The 18,982-nt window shown below is 57.1% G+C and carries 13 protein-coding genes and 1 pseudogene; 7 read left to right on the forward strand and 7 right to left on the reverse strand.

Features of this window, described 5'->3' with window-relative positions; genetic code table 11:
• Positions 1-12: 12 nt before the first annotated feature.
• Together glgA and DU506_RS03480 are read right to left on the reverse strand one after the other, a co-directional pair.
• Positions 13-1,740: a glycogen synthase GlgA gene (glgA, locus tag DU506_RS03475; RefSeq protein WP_235825422.1), complete on the reverse strand. Its 1,728-nt coding sequence runs from the start codon at positions 1,738-1,740 to the stop codon at positions 13-15.
• A 555-nt stretch (positions 1,741-2,295) separates the two neighbouring features.
• Positions 2,296-2,511, reverse strand: a pseudogene (locus DU506_RS03480) (isocitrate/isopropylmalate family dehydrogenase); the annotation flags it as partial.
• A 194-nt stretch (positions 2,512-2,705) separates the two neighbouring features.
• Here DU506_RS03480 and DU506_RS03485 point away from each other — a divergent pair.
• The 7 genes from DU506_RS03485 (at position 2,706) to DU506_RS03515 (ending at position 11,044) form a co-directional block, all read left to right on the forward strand.
• Positions 2,706-4,106 carry an NfeD family protein gene (locus DU506_RS03485; RefSeq protein WP_114485567.1) on the forward strand — a complete coding sequence of 467 codons (1,401 nt, stop codon included), beginning with the start codon at positions 2,706-2,708 and terminating at the stop codon, positions 4,104-4,106.
• Positions 4,107-4,167: 61 nt separating this feature from the next.
• Positions 4,168-4,947, forward strand: a complete 780-nt coding sequence (locus DU506_RS03490) for a slipin family protein (protein ID WP_114485568.1) — start codon at positions 4,168-4,170, stop codon at positions 4,945-4,947.
• Positions 4,944-5,882, forward strand: coding sequence for a DMT family transporter (locus tag DU506_RS03495; RefSeq protein ID WP_114485569.1), 939 nt, complete (start codon positions 4,944-4,946; stop codon positions 5,880-5,882). The genes DU506_RS03490 and DU506_RS03495 overlap by 4 nt, the downstream gene beginning before the upstream one ends.
• 473 nt (positions 5,883-6,355) lie before the next feature.
• Positions 6,356-7,846 carry a SulP family inorganic anion transporter gene (locus DU506_RS03500; protein ID WP_114485570.1) on the forward strand — a complete coding sequence of 497 codons (1,491 nt, stop codon included), beginning with the start codon at positions 6,356-6,358 and terminating at the stop codon, positions 7,844-7,846.
• Between the two features lie 26 nt (positions 7,847-7,872).
• Complete coding sequence (locus tag DU506_RS03505) at positions 7,873-8,730, forward strand: universal stress protein (RefSeq protein ID WP_114485571.1); 858 nt, start codon at positions 7,873-7,875, stop codon at positions 8,728-8,730.
• A gap of 185 nt (positions 8,731-8,915) precedes the next feature.
• Entirely contained in the window at positions 8,916-10,094 is a 1,179-nt protein-coding gene (gene cfa, locus DU506_RS03510; RefSeq protein WP_114485572.1) for a cyclopropane fatty acyl phospholipid synthase, read from the forward strand.
• A gap of 95 nt (positions 10,095-10,189) precedes the next feature.
• Entirely contained in the window at positions 10,190-11,044 is an 855-nt protein-coding gene (locus DU506_RS03515) for a universal stress protein (protein ID WP_114485573.1), read from the forward strand.
• Positions 11,045-11,095: 51 nt separating this feature from the next.
• On the opposite strand, the gene DU506_RS03520 is transcribed toward DU506_RS03515, so the two are convergent.
• Genes DU506_RS03520 through DU506_RS03540 form a run of 5 tightly spaced genes read right to left on the reverse strand, consistent with a single transcriptional unit; the run spans position 11,096 to position 18,962 of the window.
• A complete protein-coding gene (locus DU506_RS03520) occupies positions 11,096-12,298 on the reverse strand; it encodes an MFS transporter (protein WP_114485574.1) in 1,203 nt (400 codons plus the stop codon).
• Positions 12,299-12,302: 4 nt separating this feature from the next.
• Positions 12,303-13,163: a MurR/RpiR family transcriptional regulator gene (locus DU506_RS03525; RefSeq protein WP_114485575.1), complete on the reverse strand. Its 861-nt coding sequence runs from the start codon at positions 13,161-13,163 to the stop codon at positions 12,303-12,305.
• Complete coding sequence (locus tag DU506_RS03530; RefSeq protein ID WP_114485576.1) at positions 13,144-14,919, reverse strand: putative bifunctional diguanylate cyclase/phosphodiesterase; 1,776 nt, start codon at positions 14,917-14,919, stop codon at positions 13,144-13,146. Before DU506_RS03530 ends, DU506_RS03525 begins: the two co-directional genes overlap by 20 nt.
• On the reverse strand, positions 14,916-17,576 hold the full coding sequence (locus DU506_RS03535) for an ATP-binding protein (RefSeq protein ID WP_114485577.1): 2,661 nt from the start codon (positions 17,574-17,576) through the stop codon (positions 14,916-14,918). The genes DU506_RS03530 and DU506_RS03535 overlap by 4 nt, the downstream gene beginning before the upstream one ends.
• Positions 17,577-17,606: 30 nt before the next feature.
• Positions 17,607-18,962, reverse strand: coding sequence for a coniferyl aldehyde dehydrogenase (locus DU506_RS03540; RefSeq protein ID WP_114485578.1), 1,356 nt, complete (start codon positions 18,960-18,962; stop codon positions 17,607-17,609).
• Positions 18,963-18,982: the final 20 nt, after the last annotated feature.

Consider the following 18,982-nt stretch of genomic DNA (forward strand, 5'->3'; position numbering starts at 1 on the left):
CATCTCATCTCTTCAGTGGATCACTTGCGTCTTTTCGCCTTGCTTTTCGAGCACCTGCTGGTACAGCCTGTTATAAGGCTCGATCGACTGCCGCCAGTGATAGCGGCCCATCATGGCGGCGCCGCGCATGGCATTGAACAGCTCGGTCGACTTGAAAACGGTGAAGGCTCGCTGAATGGATTTCATGTAACTGCTGAACTCCATGTCATTGAACAAGAAGCCGGTCACGCCATCCTCGATGGTGTCGGCCAGGCCGCCGGTACGGTAGGCGATGGGTAATGAACCGAAACGTTGGGCATACATCTGGCTCAGACCGCATGGTTCGAACCGTGAAGGCATCAGCAGAAAGTCACTGCCGGCAAAGAGGCAGCGGGCTTGATACTCATCGAAACCGATATAGGCGGCGATGGCGCCCGGAAAACGTGCTGCCAGCTTGCGTAGTGCCTCTTCCACGTGGTGCTCGCCAGAGCCCATGAAAATGATCTGGCCACCCGCATGAACGATGGTCTTGGCCGCCTCTATGGTCAGGTCCAGCCCCTTTTGATGTACCAGGCGAGACACCACGGCAAACAAGGGGCCTTGCCCAGCCGCCAGGCCGAAGTGGCGTCTTGCGTAATCGGCGTTGACGCGCTTGCCTCGCCAGTCGTTGTAGGAGAAAGCCTGGGCAAGGTGGATGTCGGTACGCGGATCCCAGGAATCGTCAATTCCGTTGGGAATGCCGCACAACTGCTCAGCCTCCGCCTTGCAGCGCAGTAGACCATCCAGCCCGCAGCCGAAGTCAGGTGTGGTGATCTCCTGGGCGTAGGTCGCGCTGACGGTGGTGACGTGCGACGCATAGACGATCCCGGCTTTCATGAAAGAAAGGTTGCCGTAAAACTCGACCCCTTCGATATGAAACGCCTCTTCGGGAATGCCCAGCATTTCGCAACGCGAGGCATCGAATAGGCCTTGATAGGCGAGGTTGTGGATGGTGAATACGCTGGGCACCGACGCTCCCTGCCAGTGCAGATAGCCCGCCGTCAGGCCGCACTGCCAATCGTTGAGGTGCAACAGTTGCGGCTGCCAGCCCAGGCCGGCATTGCCCAGGGCGATATCCGCGGCGGCACGGGACAATCTGGCGAAGCGGATGTCATTGTCATCCCAGCCTTCATCCTGTCCATCGCCATAGCCGCTCGAACCCCTACCGTAGGGCGTGCCTTCACGTTGATAAAGCTCGGGACACAACAGCACATAGATGATCAGGCCGTCGTCACAGGTGATTTTTCCGATATCGCAGGCCGGTAGACCCGCAAATGCGGCCAGATGACCCACCGGTTCGATCTGATGTTCGGATTCAATCATTTCTCGGTAAGCGGGAATCAACACTCTTACGTCATGATGCGTTGCGAGCGCTCTAGGTAGTGCCGAGGAGACATCGCCCAGTCCCCCGACCTTGACGAAATCGGCAATCTCGGACGTGACAAAAAGTATCCGTTGGGGAGATTCAAGCGTCTTTTCAGGCGGTTGTTTAACGTTGCGGTTAACAATGCTCTTGCTGTGCTTTCGAGTACCGTGCTCTTGATAACCATGCTTTAGAGCTTCGCGAACAGGCCCCTCACTAGTAAGAGGGGCAATAGCAACCGGGGAAGTAGCAATAGGGGCATCAATGGCACTTGAGTCAATTTGTACGACATCATCCGAGATGCTTGGGTTTAGATTACGTTTAGTGGTGGTAATGTCATGCAAAGCCACATTGCCCATGTTTGACCTCCCTGGAGTTATCATGGTCGACGATGCCTATTAGTTAGTAGGCTAGGCATCGTTTAATGCTGATTTCACTATGCATCCTGCGTTTGGCAATCCTGCCATAGGCTCTGCGTCGAAAAGCGCTAGTACACAGGTATAGTCGAATAATCATAGGTTGGCTAAGCAGGGGGCACTATAATTTAGATTAATTAAAAGGCTGTAAAGAAAGATAAATAAAGAGATGCAGGGAGAAGGGGTGTTGGAACTTCCTGTTTTGGCTATTTATTAATTGTTTCATTGTTGTATTTTAAGGAAGTTATTTATTTTTCTGTATAGCTAAACTTTTTGGTTAGTTAAAAATCATTATTTTTAACTAAAAAGTTTGAGGTTTTTGATAGAGGGGTATTCAAGGAAGAGTAATTCAAGGAAGAGTTTTGGTGCCCGCATCGTGGGTCACAACGGTGCCTCACGATGCGATGCTGTGCTATTTCAATTGGGTGATCTCAAGTGCGCTACTTCAGTTTCGCCACTTCAGCTACTTAATTCGGTTACGAGTGCCTCGGCGAAGGTTTACGTGGTACCGCTGCCTCCCATATCCGCGGTGACCATGTCGCGCCGCGTTTCCAGCACGGTACGAATGGCCGCCCGGATGGCGCTGCCTTTTTCCACCATGCCCAGGTGGTCGAGCATGTCGGCTGCCGCGAGCAACAAGGCGCAGGGGTTGGCCATGTTCTTGCCGGCAATATCGGGTGCCGAGCTGTGTACCGCTTCGAAGATTGGCGATTTCCCGGGCGACGTCCAGTCCAGCCCAGCCCATGGTAACGAAAGACACCGTCAGCTCACATTCTGCATAGGGCTTAACATGTGTCGTCTTAACATGCGTCAATCTGACATGTGACGACCGAGCACGAGATCTGGGTGGGATGGTGTTCACCTGCTAGGCTGTGCTGTAAGCCTAAGCGTATGCAGGGAGAGTCATCATGACGTTCAGGACGCATGTTCTCAGGATTTTTTCGATTTCCTTGGGCTTCCTGTTACTGGGTACCATCCTGCTGGCTTGGCAAGCGCTCGCTCAAACTCAAACAGCTGAGCGCCAGGCGCTACTTTTGACGGTGGAAGGGGCAATCGGCCCCGCGACCAAGGATTATTTCGAGCGTGGCTTGCGAACTGCCCGGGAACGGGGCAGTGAGGTGATGATCGTGCAGCTCGATACCCCCGGCGGCTTGGTGGAAACTACCCGGGACATGATTCGGGAAATGCTGGGGTCGGATATTCCAGTGGTGATGTATGTCTCGCCCAGCGGGGCAAGAGCGGCCAGTGCCGGGACTTACCTGCTTTATGGCAGCCATGTGGCAGCGATGGCGCCCGCGACCCACCTGGGTTCCGCCACGCCGATTCAGATGGGTGGGGGCCTTCCCGGCATGAGCGAGCGGCCCGATGAGGGTGACCTTGAGGATGATGCCACGGGCGATGAGGATACCCCGACCGATACACCCCGCCGAGGCGGTGACGCCATGGAACGTAAGGTGCTGGAAGATGCCGTCAGCTTCATTCGCAGCCTGGCCGAGCGCCACGGACGTAATGCCGACTGGGCGGAGCAAGCCGTGCGCGAAGCCGTCAACCTGACCGCAAGCGAAGCGCTGGAACAAGAGGTGATCGATGTGGTGGCAAACGACTTGTCGGAGCTACTGGCGAAAATTGACGGTCGTGAAGTGGTCATGCATGACGGTGAGCGTATTCTGCAAACCGCGGGTCTTGCGATTGATCGTTTCGACCCGGATTGGCGTACCCAATTGCTGGCGATTATCACCAACCCCAACATCGCCTATTTTCTGATGATTATTGGGTTTTATGGGTTGCTCTTCGAGCTTTCCAGCCCCGGCAGCCTGTTTCCCGGCACCATCGGTATCATCTGTCTGCTATTAGCGTTGTTTGCTTTTCAAGTGTTGCCTATCAACTACGCGGGGCTAGCACTGATAGTGGTCGGGCTGGGATTGATCGTGGGTGAAGCCCTGATGCCTAGCTTCGGTATTTTGGGCGTTGGAGGCATTGCGGCCTTCGTGTTCGGCTCCATCATATTGATGGATGCTGAAAATTTACGTGTCTCGTTGCCCATGATCGCTGGGGTGGCGTTGCTGGCCGCAGCGGTGATGCTGTGGACGGCAACACGCTTCATCGGGCTCAAGCGACAACCGGCGCATACCGGCCAGGAACAGTTGGTCGGCCATGAGGCGGTAGTGCTGAAGGACTTTGAAGAGCATGGCTATGTACGCCTGGAAGGCGAGCGCTGGCATGCGCGAAGTCAAACGCCGCTGAGCCAGGGCCAGACAGTTAAAGTGGTTCGCGTCGAGGGCTTGACGCTGCATGTCGAGCCGGCGTGAAACAAGCGAGCAGATGTTCTTCAAGCAAGCAGGAAGCAGTCAATCAGCGAGGAGCCAAGACATGATCATTTCCTATCTAGTACCGGTCGTTCTGCTGTTGATGCTGATAGCGGCCTCGATTCGTATCTTGCCCGAGTACAAACGCGGGGTGGTGTTCTTCCTGGGTCGCTTTCAGACGGTCAAGGGGCCGGGGCTGTTCTTTATCGTGCCGGGCATTCAGAAAGTGGATGTGGTGGATCTGCGCACCGTTACCATGGACGTGCCTGAACAGGATGTGATTTCCAAGGATAACGTCACGGTAAAGGTCAATGCGGTGCTGTATTTTCGCGTGGTCGACCCGGAAAAGGCGATTATTCAGGTGGAAAATTTCACCGTGGCCACCAGCCAACTGGCCCAGACCACGCTGCGCTCGGTTCTGGGTAAGCATGACCTGGACGAAATGCTGTCCGAGCGGGATAAGCTCAACGATGACATTCAAGAGATTCTCGACATTCAGACGGAAGCCTGGGGCATCAAGGTCGCCAACGTGGAGATCAAGCACGTCGACCTGGATGAGAGCATGATCCGGGCGATTGCCCGCCAGGCTGAAGCCGAGCGTGAGCGGCGTGCCAAGGTGATTCATGCCGAAGGTGAGCTTCAGGCATCAAAGAAACTGGTCGAGGCGGCCAATGTGATGTCGGAAAACTCTGCTGCCTTGCAACTGCGTTACCTCCAGACCATGAGCGACATGAGTACACGTAATTCCTCGACGATCTTTTTCCCGTTGCCCATGGATGTCATGGAGGTATTCAGAGACATGAAACAGCACGCTGACGCCCGCAAGACGACACCGGAACAATGAGCCAGGCGCTTTCGCGCCGCCAGCAAGGGTGGTTGATGACCGCCGGCGGTGCGCTGATAATTTCCCCTGATGCACTATTGATCAAGCTGATCGCCCTGCCGGACCAGGATATCCTGCTGTGGCGAGGGTTGCTCACAGCCCTGGGGTTCTCCTTGATTGTCTATGCCCGGCATCGGGCGGGGTTTTTTGACGCTTATCGGCGTTGCGGCATGACCGGGATCGGCGTGGCCGTGCTTTTCAGTTTCTCGACTTTCGGTTTCGTGCTGGGAAACCAGTACACCAAGGGCGGCAATGTACTGATTATTCTGGCCAGTGCGCCGTTGATAGCCGCGGTACTTTCCCGAATGTTTCTAAAGGAACATCTGCCTCGGCGAACCTGGGTGGCTATCTTCTTGTGTCTATTGGGAACCTCCTTGATCGTACTCGACGATGCCGGAGCCGGTTCCTGGATAGGCAATGGTTTTGCTTTGTTGGCAGCGACTGCTTTGGCCGCCAATTTCACCTTATGCCGTACTCGCCCGGGTGTCGATATGAGCCCGATGCTGACCCTGGCAGGGCTGATCGTGGCATTGGTGGCGTTCGTTATCAGTGGTTTCGGAGCATCGCTGACGGTGCCTTCTCCCGAGAGCATGGTGTGGCTGGTGGTGCTGTGTCTGGCACTTTTACCGCTAGGGTTCACCTTGATCCAGCGTGGCCCGTTATACCTGCCCGCCGCCGAAGTCGGGCTTCTGATGCTGATGGAAGTGGTGGTCGGTACGCTGTGGGTATGGTGGATATTGGCCGAACGCCCCTCGGCACTGGCATTTATGGGTGGCGCGATAGTATTGGGTACGCTGTTGGTGAAAGGGCTGATGGAGCGTCGGCTTGAACGTAGCAGGATAACCGCGCTGAAAAGCCCACAAGAAACGCTAAAGCAAGGACGTGCCGTTTGTTGAACGTTGTTTTATAGAAATATTGTTTTATCGAAACCTTGTTTTATCGACTTGGCCACGCTTGGGATGAACTCAACGGCGATTACTGCTAGAATCCGCCTTCATCTTGTCGAGATAAATAGACTAAAGTCTCATTATCTCGGCGTGGTATTCCACCTCCGTTCAACGATTGGACCCTTTGATGATCGCCTCTAGTCCACCCTAGCGCTAAGCCCCCCTCGCGTGCCTTGCACGTTCCGATGACGGAGTTCCCTTGCGTAATTCCTTGCTCATCGATACTCCCTAGTCGCTTAACCATGTAGCAGCTTAACCATGTAATGACGTATGGATTCACTCCGTATCGTTGACTGCATTTCAGTAGCGCCAAGGACTTGGCTCGGCCTCGTCAATACTCTTCGCCTTCTTCAGAGGGCCTCGATGCGCCTGCTGTTTGCTGCGTATGAATTTCGGCGCCCCACAACCCAACGGAACCGCAAATGATCCAATCCTTCAAGCAATCCTGGCTATCGAATCTCAAGGGCGACACGCTCTCGGGCATCGTCGTGGCGCTGGCGTTGATTCCCGAAGCCATTGCCTTCTCCATCATTGCGGGTGTCGACCCCAAGGTGGGTCTTTACGCCTCTTTCGCCATCTGTGTGATCATCTCTTTCACCGGCGGACGTTCCGGGATGATTTCCGCGGCCACCGGCGCGATGGCGCTTCTGATGATCACCCTGGTCAAGGAACACGGCCTGGAATACCTGCTGGCGGCGACCCTGCTTACCGGGGTGCTCCAGATTATCGCCGGCTACCTGAAACTGGCCGATCTGATGCGTTTCGTCTCGCGCTCGGTGGTCACGGGCTTCGTCAATGCCTTGGCGATCCTGATTTTCATGGCGCAGCTGCCGGAGCTGACTAACGTGACCTGGCATGTGTATGCCATGACACTGGCCGGCCTGGGCATTATCTATCTGTTCCCCTATGTACCGGTGCTCGGCAAAGCCATTCCCTCGCCGCTGGTATGCATCGTGGTACTGACTGCCGTCTACATGCTGACCGGCATGGATATTCGCAGCGTCGGTGACATGGGCGAGTTGCCGGACAGCCTGCCGATCTTCCTGTGGCCGGACGTACCGCTTAACCTGGAAACCCTGATGATCATCCTGCCGACGGCTCTGATGCTCACCGTGGTGGGTCTGCTTGAATCGATGATGACGGCGACGATCGTCGACGACCTGACCGATACCAAAAGTGACAAGAATCGCGAGTGCAAGGGCCAAGGCATCGCCAACATCGGTTCCGGCTTGATAGGCGGCATGGCGGGTTGCGCGATGATCGGCCAGTCGGTGATCAACATCAAGTCAGGCGGTCGCCGCCGCTTGTCGACGCTGATCGCCGGGGTCGCGTTGCTGCTGATGGTGGTGTTCCTCGCTGACTGGGTCTCCCAGATCCCCATGGCCGCCTTGGTCGCGGTGATGATCATGGTGGCCATCGGTACCTTTAGCTGGGAGTCGATCCGCGACCTGAAAAAACATCCCATGAGCACCAATATGGTGATGGTGGCGACGGTGGTCGTGGTGGTGTTCACCCATAACCTGGCGTTCGGCGTCTTTGTCGGTGTGCTGCTTGCCGCCATGAACTTTGCCAACAAGGTCGGCAATATCCTGTATATCGATTCCAAGGCAACCGATGAAGGCCGTGCCCGAGAATATCAGGTAGTGGGCCAGGTATTCTTTGCTTCCTCCGAGCATTTCGGTGGCGCTTTCGACTTCAAGGAAAGCCTCGACAAGGTCACCATCAATCTGTCACGTGCGCATTTCTGGGATATTACCGCCGTTCAGACGCTGGACCGGGTGGTGATCAAGTTCCGGCGTGAGGGTACCGAAGTCGAGCTGGTCGGCCTGAACGAAGCCAGCGCCACCATCGTCGACCGTTACGCGGTACATGATGACCCCGAAGCGGTGGAAAAACTCATGGGCGGCCACTAAATGCTTGAATCAATGAGGAGTGCAAGATGACCGAACAGGTAATGGCCGCGATTGACGGCTCTCAGTTTTCAGAAGGGGTCTGCGATTACGCTGTCTGGGCAAGTCAGGCGCTGGAGACCCCTCTGACGTTTCTGCACGTGGTGGATAACCACTCGCAAACCACGCCGCAACATAATCTCTCGGGGAACCTGAAGCTGGGCGCACGAGAAAAACTGCTGAAAGAGCTTTCCGACCTGGACGAGCAACGCGCCAAGGTGACCCGCGAGCAGGGCCGGTTGATGCTGGAAGCGGCCCAAGCCAGGGCTGTGAAAGGTGGTGTGACCACGTCAACCACGCGTCAGCGTAACGGCACCCTGGTGGAAACCCTGGTCGAACTGGAGGATGAGGTTCGCCTGCTGGTGGTGGGCAAGCGTGGTGAAACCGGGCATCAAACCAGTGGCCATCTGGGCTCCAACCTGGAGCGGGTGGTGCGCGAAATGCACCGCCCCATTCTGATGGTGCCGCAGACTTTCAAGCGTCCTGAGACGGTAATGATGGCCTTCGACGGCAGCAAGACGGCACGCAAGGGCATAGAGATGCTGGCGCGTAGTCCGCTATTTCAGGGCATCGCCTGCCACGTAGTGATCGTGGGGGCGAATACCGCCGAACACAATTCCCAGCTGGAATGGGCGTTAGATATCTTGCGCAATGCCGGCCATGAAGCACAGGGGGTGATTCGTGCCGGCGAGGTTGAAGAGACCCTGAGCCACTATCAGCAAGAGCAAGGCATTGATCTGCTGGTAATGGGTGCTTATGGTCATTCCCGCATACGCCATCTGCTGGTGGGAAGTACCACGACCGCCATGTTACGTAGCAGCAAAGTGCCTGTTTTGCTGCTACGTTAATAACGACGGCATTAACCAAAGCCTGAGTTAAAAGCTAAGTCAACAAGCGCTGCATCAACAAAAGCCGTCCTTTACAGGGCGGTTTTTGTTTCTACGACTACCCTGTCTAGTAGCCCATTCAATAACCAACAGTGTCTTTCCCACAAGGTGAACATCAACCGACAATCAGCTTAACGAGGTGCCACATGGAAAGTCTGGATAGAAACGTTATCCCCTCTGCTGTCGAGTCCCCTCCCTTGCTTGACCCCGCCAATAGCTCTCATCAACTGGTAAAGCAATTGCTCGCACATGCAGGGATTCACATCAATGGAAATGAGCCTTGGGATATGCAGCTGCATGACGGTGATGTGATCGAGCGTGCTCTGGCAAAGGGCAATCTGGGATTGGGGGAGGCGTATATGGAAGGGCAGTGGGATGCCCAGGCGCTGGACCAATTCTTTTACCACTTGCTGCGCGCAAGAATTCCCGCCCAGGTGAGTCATCGCAAGTTGATCGGCCATGCTTTGCGTGCCCGGCTGTTCAATCTGCAAAGTGTCAGGCGTGCCTGGGAAGTGGGCGAGGCCCATTATGATCTGGGTAACGATTTCTATGCCGCGATGCTCGATTCACGCATGACCTACACCTGCGGCTATTGGGACAAGGCAAGGACCCTGGAGCAAGCGCAGGAGGCCAAGCTGGATCTCATTTGCCGCAAGCTTGAGCTTGAACCGGGCATGAAAGTGCTGGATATCGGCTGCGGCTGGGGAAGCTTCATGGCCTATGCCGCCGAGAATTACGGCGTGGAGTGCGTTGGCGTGACCATCTCGCGGGAGCAGGCCGAATACGGTAAGGCATTGATGAAAAAAGGACTGCCGGTGGAGTTCTGTTTCAAGGATTATCGGGAAATCGAGGGGCAATTCGACCGTATCGCAAGTATCGGCATGTTCGAACACGTCGGGTTCAAGAATTATCGTCGTTACATGGAGGTCGCCAACCGATGCTTGAAAGACGATGGTCTGTTCCTGTTGCACACCATAGGGAAAAACAGACACAGGACAATGCCCGATCCATGGTTCGATAAATACATCTTCCCCAATGGGGGGCTGCCTTCTCTTCCGCAGATGACCCACGCCATGGATGAATTGTTCGTGGTCGAGGATCTGCATAATTTCGGCGCCGATTACGACCACACGCTAATGGCCTGGCACGATAATTTCGTCGAGCACTGGCCACGATTTCGTGAACGCTACGGGGACAGGTTCTTTCGAATGTGGCGCTATTACCTCTTGAGCTGTGCCGGTGCCTTCCGCGCACGCGAACTTCATCTATGGCAATGGGTATTGAGTAAGCAGGGGGTGGTCGGTGGATATCGGCGAGTGAGCTAATAGTGTAAAAAGAAAGGGTCACAACGATGTGTCATTAACAACGATGTGTCATTAACAATAATTCGTCGTTGCACCCTTTCAAGGAGTCTTGCGTTATGTCCGACCAGGTCTTGGCCGCCATCGATGGTTCCCCGTACGCCGAAGGGGTGTGTGATTACGCTGCTTGGGCCTGCTTGGCGCTTGAAGCCCCTCTGACGTTTATCCATGTGGTCGACAACCATCCGCAAATTTCCGAACCGGATTTATCGGGAAACCTGGGGTTGGGTACCCGTGAACACCTGCTGGAGAAACTTTCCGAACTGGAGGAACAGCGCGCCAAGGTCAACCGCGAGCAGGGCCGTTTGATACTGGAGGCCGCCAAGCACCGCGCCATCGAGAAAGGGGTTGCCGACCCTGCCATCCGCCAGCGTAACGACACCTTGGTGGAAGCCTTGGTTGAGCTACAGGACGAGGTTCGCTTGCTGGTGATGGGCAAGCGCGGGGAAACCGCGCATCAGTCCAGTGAGCATCTGGGTTCGAGCCTCGAACGGGTGGTACGGGAGATGCACCGGCCGATACTGATGGTGCCGCGCGACTATAAGCGTCCGGACAATGTGATGATGGCCTTCGACGGCAGCAAGACGGCGCGCAAGGGCGTGGAAATGCTGGCCAAAAGTCCGCTGTTTGCCGGTACGGTTTGCCATGTGGTGATCGTCGGGGCGGAAACCGCGGAAAATCGCTCTCAACTGGAATGGGCACTGGCGGTCTTGTGTGAAGCCGGTCATGAAGCCGAAGGCGCCATCAAGGCCGGTGAGGTGGAAGCCACGTTGCGAGAGTACCAACAGCAACATGCCATCGATATGCTGATAATGGGGGCTTACGGCCACTCACGCATCCGCCATCTTCTGGTCGGCAGCACCACCACCACCATGTTGCGCAATGCCTCGGTACCCGTGCTGATTCTGCGTTAAACGTTCGTCGGCGCTCGCTTGTGTTGACTCGCTATTCGTCAGTCCTTCTATCTATTCGTCTGGTCTATCCGCCTGCCGGGCGGTGTTTAAAACGCCTTGGGCCAGGCCCCAGGCCAAGACGATAAACCCCAGCATGCCCATCAGAATCATCTGAAAAGACAGGCCCGCGTCCAGGGCGATACCCAGCAGGGCGGGGGCGATGCCGGTGGAAAAAACCATCGAGGCACTCAAGGCCGAGCGTACCCTGCCTAGATGCTCACTCCCCCATAGCTTGATCAAAAGCCCGGTGGCGACCAATTCTTGAGCGCCCATTGCCAGGCCGCCCCCGACCATCAAGGCCCAGACGCTGATATCTCCCCCCATGACCAGCGCGATGCCCATCGCCAGGGCGTACGGCAACAGGTAAAAGCGCGCCAGACGTACCGGGCCGATGCGATCGATCCAGCGCCCTCCGAGCAGGGCGCCGGGAAGCTTCGCCAGCCCCATGCCGCTCAAGGCCAATGCATAGACGGTCAGCGAGCTTCCCAGCGCCGTGGTCATCTGAGCCTGATAGATGAAAAGCCCCGTCATGGTGACGGGAAGCGACATGAGTAGCGGCAACAGACGCCAGAAATGCTTGTCCTTGAACGGCTGGGGGCCTTGCCGGCGTTGCGCGCGCGACGGCTTGACGCCCGGTGCCTTGGGCCAGGGCCCCTTGGCTAACAGCCACAACCAGGGGATCGCCAGCAAGGCACACATCAACCACCAGAACTCACGCCAGCCAAGCCACACCAGCGCCAAGGCGACCAGCGGTGGCAGGGCGATTTCTCCCAAAGGCAAGCCCAGGCTGATCAACCCCATGGCGCGGCCACGCAGTGCGGTGAACTCGCGCCCGGCGAGGGTGTTGCCCAAATGAGTGAGCATGCCCTGGCCGCACATCCGCACCAATCCCAGGCCCAGAATTCCCAGCCCCCACCAGGGAGAAAGGGTGAGCAGCAGTATCCCGACCAGCAGCAATAGCAGCACGGTAGCGGCAAAACGGCGTGGATTGATCCAGTCGATGGTGGGGCCGAAACGCAACATGGCAAAGCCGGCCACCAAGGTCACCGAGGCGTAGGCGGTGCCGAACTGACCGGTACTCAACCCCAGGTGCTCGGCCATGGGGACCTGGAACAGGCCGACGAAGAAACTTTGCCCCAGGCTTGAGCTGAACATCGCCAGAAAGGCGATGCCCAGAAGACCACGATGGTCACGCAACAAGCTCCGATACCCCATGGCGTCAGCTTCCCCCGGCAGGCGGAAAGCGTGTCTCGCGCAGGCTGTCCTTGATCTTTTTCAGATGGGGCAGGAAATCCTCGCCACGACGCAGGGTGACACCGGTGGCTAGCACATCGATCAATGCCAGCTGAATCATGCGTGAGGTCATCGGCATGTAATGGTCGGTATCTTCCGGCGTGGAAACCTCCACCGTGGCGGTGCATTCGTGGCTCAACGGGGAGTCCGGTGCGGTAATTCCGAGCACCACGGCGCCGGCTTCACGCGCCACCCGGGCGATATCCACCAATTCACGGGTACGCCCGGTGTAGGAAATCACCACCACCACATCGCCGGTATGGCAAGCCGCCGCAATCATCCGCTGCATCAGCACATCCACGTAAGCCATGACCGGCAGGTTGAAGCGGAAAAACTTGTGCTGAGCGTCCTGCGCCACGGCACCGGAGGCCCCCAGGCCGAAAAAATGGATCTGCTTGGCCTGGGTCAGGTAATCCACCATGCGTTCGATGGCTTCCATGTCGATTTCCCGACGTGCCTCATCGAGGGCTGCGATGGTGGCGCCGAAGATCTTCTGGGTATATTGCGCGGCGTTGTCATCGGGTTCGACCGCACGTGTCACGTAAGGGGTGCCGCCCGCCAGGCTCTGAGCCAGCTTGATCTTGAAATCCGGATACCCCTTGGCGCCGAAGTTGCGGCAGAACCGATTGACGGTGGGCTCACTGATACCGGCTGCATGGGCCAGGCTGGCAATGCTCATGGTGGTGGCGGTGGTGGGGTCGTCGAGAATGACGTTGGCCACCTTGCGCTCGGAGCGGTTGAGTTCTTCCAGGCGTTGGCGTAAGCGGTCAAGCAGGTCGTGGGCCATCAAGGCTCTCCATGACGGAAATGGAATGTTCGGCCTGCCAGGTATCGCACCAGGCGACAAATTCCTCGGCAGGCAATGGGCGGGAATAAAGAAATCCCTGGCCGATCTCGCAGCCCATCTCGAGTAATAAGTCGGCCTGAGCGACTTCTTCGATACCTTCCGCCACCACTTCGCAGTTGAACCCATGCGCCAGTTGGGTGATGACTTCGGCAAGGCGCCGATCGGTAGGGCTTTTCTCCAGGTCCATGACAAAGGCGCGGTCGATCTTGAGCGTCGAGACAGGCAGGGTCTTGAGATAGGCCAGTGACGAATGACCGGTACCGAAGTCATCGATCGCCACCGCAATGCCGGCTTCTGAGAGCTGAGCAAGCTGCAGGCGTGCATGATGGAGATCGCTCATCAAGCCTGACTCGGTGACCTCCAGCGAAAGGAAGCGAGCGGGCAGCTGATATTGCTCCAGCCGCTGCAATACCTGGTTGGCAAAATCCTTGCGGGATAACTGACGCGCCGCCACGTTGACCGCGATATTGAACTCACCGCCGAGCACGCCGGCTCGGCGCCAGGCCACCGCTTGGCTCATGGCGCTTTCCAGCACCCAGTTGCCGATCGCCAGAATGTCGCCGCTGGCTTCGGTCAGCGGAATGAAAACTCCCGGTGAAATCTGCCCCAGTTCGGGATGCTTCCAGCGTAACAGGGCTTCCGCCCCGATGACCCGCTTGCTGTTGAGCGTAAGCTTGGGTTGAAAGACCAGTGAAAGCTCGCTTCGCTCGGCGGCGTGGCGAATCGCCTGTTGCAGGTGAAGGTGTCGGCGTTGTCGGGCTTCCAGGTTTTCGCTATGACATTGCACCCGCATATGCGGGCTGCCGGGCAACGACAGGGCGGCCATTTGCACCAATCGCTCGCTGTCGAAGGCTCCTTCGGCGGTACTGATACCAATGCGTACACCGAGGGGTAATAACAAACCGTCGACTTCCTGATCATGGTCAAAGCAGCTCAATAGCTGTGCCGCCAAGGCAAGCAATTCCCCTTGGAGGAAAGAAGGGGAAATCACCAACAACTCACTGCCGCCCCAAATGCCCAGAATATGCCGTTGACCTAGTGTCTCTTGAAGTCTTTCTCCCAGGTGATGCAATAATTTCTCGGCTATCCGATAGCCGTGCAGCCGAATGACGTCGTCATAGCCGTCCAGTGCCAGAAACAGGACGCCAGCCCCGGTACCCGCCAACTGGATTTCATTTAATTTCCGGTTCAATCCATGCCGGTTTGGCAATTCTGTAATAGGGTCGGTACGGGTCTGTTCATCCAGCGCCTGGGTGCGTTTGGTTACGATATGTTCCAGGGTTTCAGCCTGTTGGTCACGCTCATGGTAGCGATGCTCGACCCTCAGGGTGTTGCGAATGCGCTGGAGGACTTCGTCGTGCTGGAACGGCTTGGTCAAGAAATCCCTTACGCCCATCTCCAAGGCGCGGCGTCGAGTGCTGTGGTCGATTTGTGCGGTAAGCACGATCACCGGCGGTGTATGGATGGAAAAGCGTGTCTGCAGCTGTTCCATTACCATGTAGCCGTCCAGATGCGGCATGCGGATATCCAGCAGGATCAGATCCGGCAGTTGTCTCTCACAGTGCGCGAGTACCTGGCGTGGGTCGCTCAGGCCACTGACATTTTCAAAGCCGTGATCATCCAGCAGGTCGAGCATCAGCTCGATATTGGCTGGGTTATCGTCCACGATTAACAGATGTTTTTGGATGAAGTTCATGCGTCTTTTCCCGGCCCGTCGCTTCTCTTTAGCTGTTCTGTATCGAAGACCGTTTCGAGCGGGGTGTTCAACAAGCTCGATAAAGTCTTGAGCAGCGCCACGATATCGATCGGTTTGGTCAGGTAGGCGTCAAACCCCGCTTCCAGGCCGCGCTTGATATCGGAAGGCATGGCATTGGCGGAAAGGGCGATGACATGCAAGGGGCGCAAGGTGGCATCGCGGCGAATCTGGGCCAAGGCTTGATAGCCATCCATTCCCGGCAGGTGGATGTCCATGATCACCAAGGCAGGAGGCTGAGCGCGAATCAGGTCGAGCCCGATTTCCGCACTGGGAACGGTGCATAGCGACAGCGTTTCCAAGTCCTCGAAAATATCTTCCATGAGGCGCTGATTGGCTGGATTATCCTCAATATACAGAATCTGGCGCCGGTCGAAGGCATGCGCCTGTTGCGTCGCCTGGCTGGTCTCGGCCTCGCTATCCTCATTGGACTTGAGGGGAAGGGCCGTGACTTTCGGCAGAGTGAACCAGAAAGTCGAGCCCTCTCCTAGGGTGCTTTCGACCCCCAGGTCGCCTCCCATCCGTTCGACCAGTTGGCGAGTAATCGCCAGGCCGATACCCGTACCTTCCACCTTGCCGTGTTCGGCATCCAGCCGATTGAAGGGTTCGAACAGCTCGGGATGCCGTTCAAGGGGAATGCCCGGCCCGGTGTCGGTGACCCTGATCTGGCGCTTTTCGGGATGATACGTGACTCGCACTTCACCCTGTTCGCGGTTGTACTTGATGGCATTGGAAATCAGGTTCAGCAGTATCTGCTTGGTACGGGTGTAATCCGCCTCTACGTGCAGCTGTGGCGAGGGCAAGTGCCGATAAAGCCTGATGCCGGCGGCTTCAGCAGTGCCGTCAAGCGTGGTGCAGGCGTCCTCGAACACGCTGGCAAGGTTGATCGGCTCGAGTGAAAGCGCCAAGTGGCCGGCTTCTATCTTGGCCAGGTCGAGCACTTCGTTGATCAAGGCCAACAGGTGCCGGCCGCTTTTCTCGATCTGCTGGACCTGGCGTTGTTGCTTAGGGTTGAGCGGATAGCGCTTGCTGTTGGTGAGTAGCTGGGCAAACCCGAGAATCGCATTCAAGGGCGTGCGTAACTCATGGCTCATCGATGACAGAAACTCACTTTTGGCCTGATTGGCTTTTTCCGCCTGATCGCGCGCCTTGGCCAATGCCGAGGTGACCATCTCGCGTTCCGCCATCTGCCGATACAGATTGAGCAACAAGGCACAGGTGTCGGTAAAGGGCTGCAGCCACTCGATCAATGCTTGGTCGAGTGGCTTGCTGCTGTTGGCGATCGCGAACATGCCGATCACTCGGCCTTCGCTATAGATGGGCACGCCCAGGTAGTTGCTCAACGGCGCATGGCCGGGATGAAACCTGAGAGGGTTGCCGTGCTTGTCGACAGCCTCGTTCGCCACGACCCTCCCCTGAGTAAATACCCGGCCCAGCAGGGAGTCGGGGTCACTCAGGATCATCTTGCCGTTGCGCGGTTGTGGCGTCAGCAGGGTGGAATCGTCGATCAATGAAACATCGGTAATGGCATGAATCTTCAGCGTGGGCGTTTTCGCCGTGGTGAGCACTTCACCGATCAGCGAATATTGGCTATCGGTCAGTTCGCGCAGTGCCTCCATGAGGAAATCCCACAGCTTCTCACCGGACATCAGGGCTTGGTAATCGGTAATCCCTTGATGCAATACCTTCAACAGTATTTGCTCTTGCTGGATGCGCTGGTTGGCTAAATGCAGGTGAGAAAGGTCGGTCAATACCCCGATAAATTCGCTCACCTGGCCGTCATTGTCGTGAATGGCATTGACGGCCAGATGAGCCGGCACTCTATGGCCATGCTTGTGCAGTGCCTCGATGTCTCGCCCGCGTCCGATAATTCGCGGCGTACCTCCCGCCAGGTAACGCTGCAAGTAGCCATCGTGAGTGCTGGCAACGTCGGGTGGCGCGAGAATGGCCACGTTCTTACCGAGTACGTCCTCATGCTCATAACCCAGCATCTTCAGAGCGAAAGGATTGATGGCTCGAATGATACCGGCCCGATCGATACGCACGATGCCGGTAGCGCTTCCGTTGAACAGTGCCTTATAGCGTAGCGTGGCCTGGGCGAAGCGTTGGCGCAGTTGGTGTTGGCGCAGCAATTCTTCGGCTTGTCCGGCCAAGCCTTTCAGTAACCGCTGCTGATGGGCATCAAGGCCGCGCGGGCGTGTGTCAAGCAGACAGAGCGTGCCCACCGGCTGATCATCCAGGGGGCGTAAAGGGTAACCGGCATAGAAACGAATATAAGGCGACTCACTGACCAGAGGGTTGTCGGCAAAGCGTGAGTCCTGGTGGGTGTCGCCAATCACCAGGATATCGTTGGACGCTACCGCATGAGCGCAAAATGCGATATCGCGGTGTGTCTGGCGGATGCCCAGCCCTTGATGTGCCTTGAACCATTGACGGTCGGTGTCGACCAGAGACACTAATGCCATCGGCATGTCGAACAACTCGCGCGCCAACTGTGCAAGGTGTTCGAAACCTTTTTCGGCGGGAGTGTCGAGAATTTGCAAGGCATGCAGAGACGCGAGGCGAAGGTTCTCGTCTTGCGGAATGTCAGGGGGCTGCATGGAAACTCCATCTTTGGCGGTTCAAGGCGCTCAATAGCCCAATAATTTAAGCAGCCAGCGCCGGTAGGGCGGCCGTACCAGGCGAGTCGTCGGGCGCTTGGTTTGATACATCAGGCCACGTAAATGGCTGAAACGCTCAAAGCCGTGGCGGCCGTGATAAGCGCCCATGCCACTTTCGCCCACCCCGCCGAAGGGCAGCTGGGGAATGGCGTGATGCAGTAGCGTCTCATTGAATACCAGGGCACCGGAGCGAGTGTGATGGGCAAGCTCTCGCTGAGTGGCCTTATCATGCGTGAAAGCGTACAGCGCCAGTGGCTGGGGGCGTGCATTGATGAAGCTTATCGCGGCCTGGGTATCCTTGACGCCGATAATCGGCAACCAGGGCCCGAAAATTTCTTCCCGCATCATTTCGAGGGACTGATGAGGATCGATTATCAGCGCGGGTGCCGAGTCGCCGAACTCAATCACTCGGCAGCCGTGATCGCGGGCATCTTCGAGCATGCTCGTCAGGCGTTGCTGATGGCCTTCGTTGATGATGGCGGTGGCGTCGCGTGAATTATCGCTGCGCTGATGCTCGATGGCATGGCTCATGGCCTTGATGAAATCCGTGAGACGACGGCTTTCCACCAGAACGTAATCCGGCGCAATGCAGGTCTGGCCGTGATTGAACCCCTTGCCGAAGGTGATCGCTGCCGCCGCCTGACCGAGGTCGGCATCCGCGCCGATTACCACCGGTGACTTGCCGCCCAGCTCCAGGGTGACCGGGGTAAGATTCTCGGCGGCGGCCTTGGCCACCTGGCGACCCACGGCAGTCGAGCCGGTAAACACCAGATGATCGAAAGGCAAGGCGCTGAAACGTCGGGAAAGCTCTGTGTCTCCCTCGACCACGCAGAGTTCCTCGGCGGAAAAATATTGAGGTATCAGCTGCGCCAGGAGGGCGCTGGTCTGAGGGGTGTGTTCACTGGGCTTGAGCATCACCCGGTTACCGGCGGCCAAGGCATCGACGGCGGGCATCAACGCCAGGCTCCAGGGATAATTCCAGGGGGCGATAATCCCGACCACGCCCAAGGGTTGAGGCATGACGCGTGCCTTGGCGGGCAACAGCCGCCACGGTACCCCCGCCCGCCGGGGCCGCATCCAGCGCCGCAGATGCCGGCGCGCGTGGCGCACCGCATCCACAACAGCGCTGATTTCCGCCAGACGGATCTCCGCCTCGCTGCGTTGGCCGAAGTCAGTCTGAATGGCTTGAATGATGGCCTGCCGATGATGGCGTGTCATCCTGGCCAGACGCGACAGACGGTCACGGCGAGTCGCCAGGCCGGGATAGCGTTCCAGGTCGGCCGCATGGCGCTGAGTGGTGAATCGCTCGTCTAGTATCCCTGTCATGCCCGCTCCTTGTTTTTGAG

It is taken from the genome of Vreelandella rituensis (genome assembly GCF_003336665.1).
GTDB classification, from domain to species: domain Bacteria; phylum Pseudomonadota; class Gammaproteobacteria; order Pseudomonadales; family Halomonadaceae; genus Vreelandella; species Vreelandella rituensis.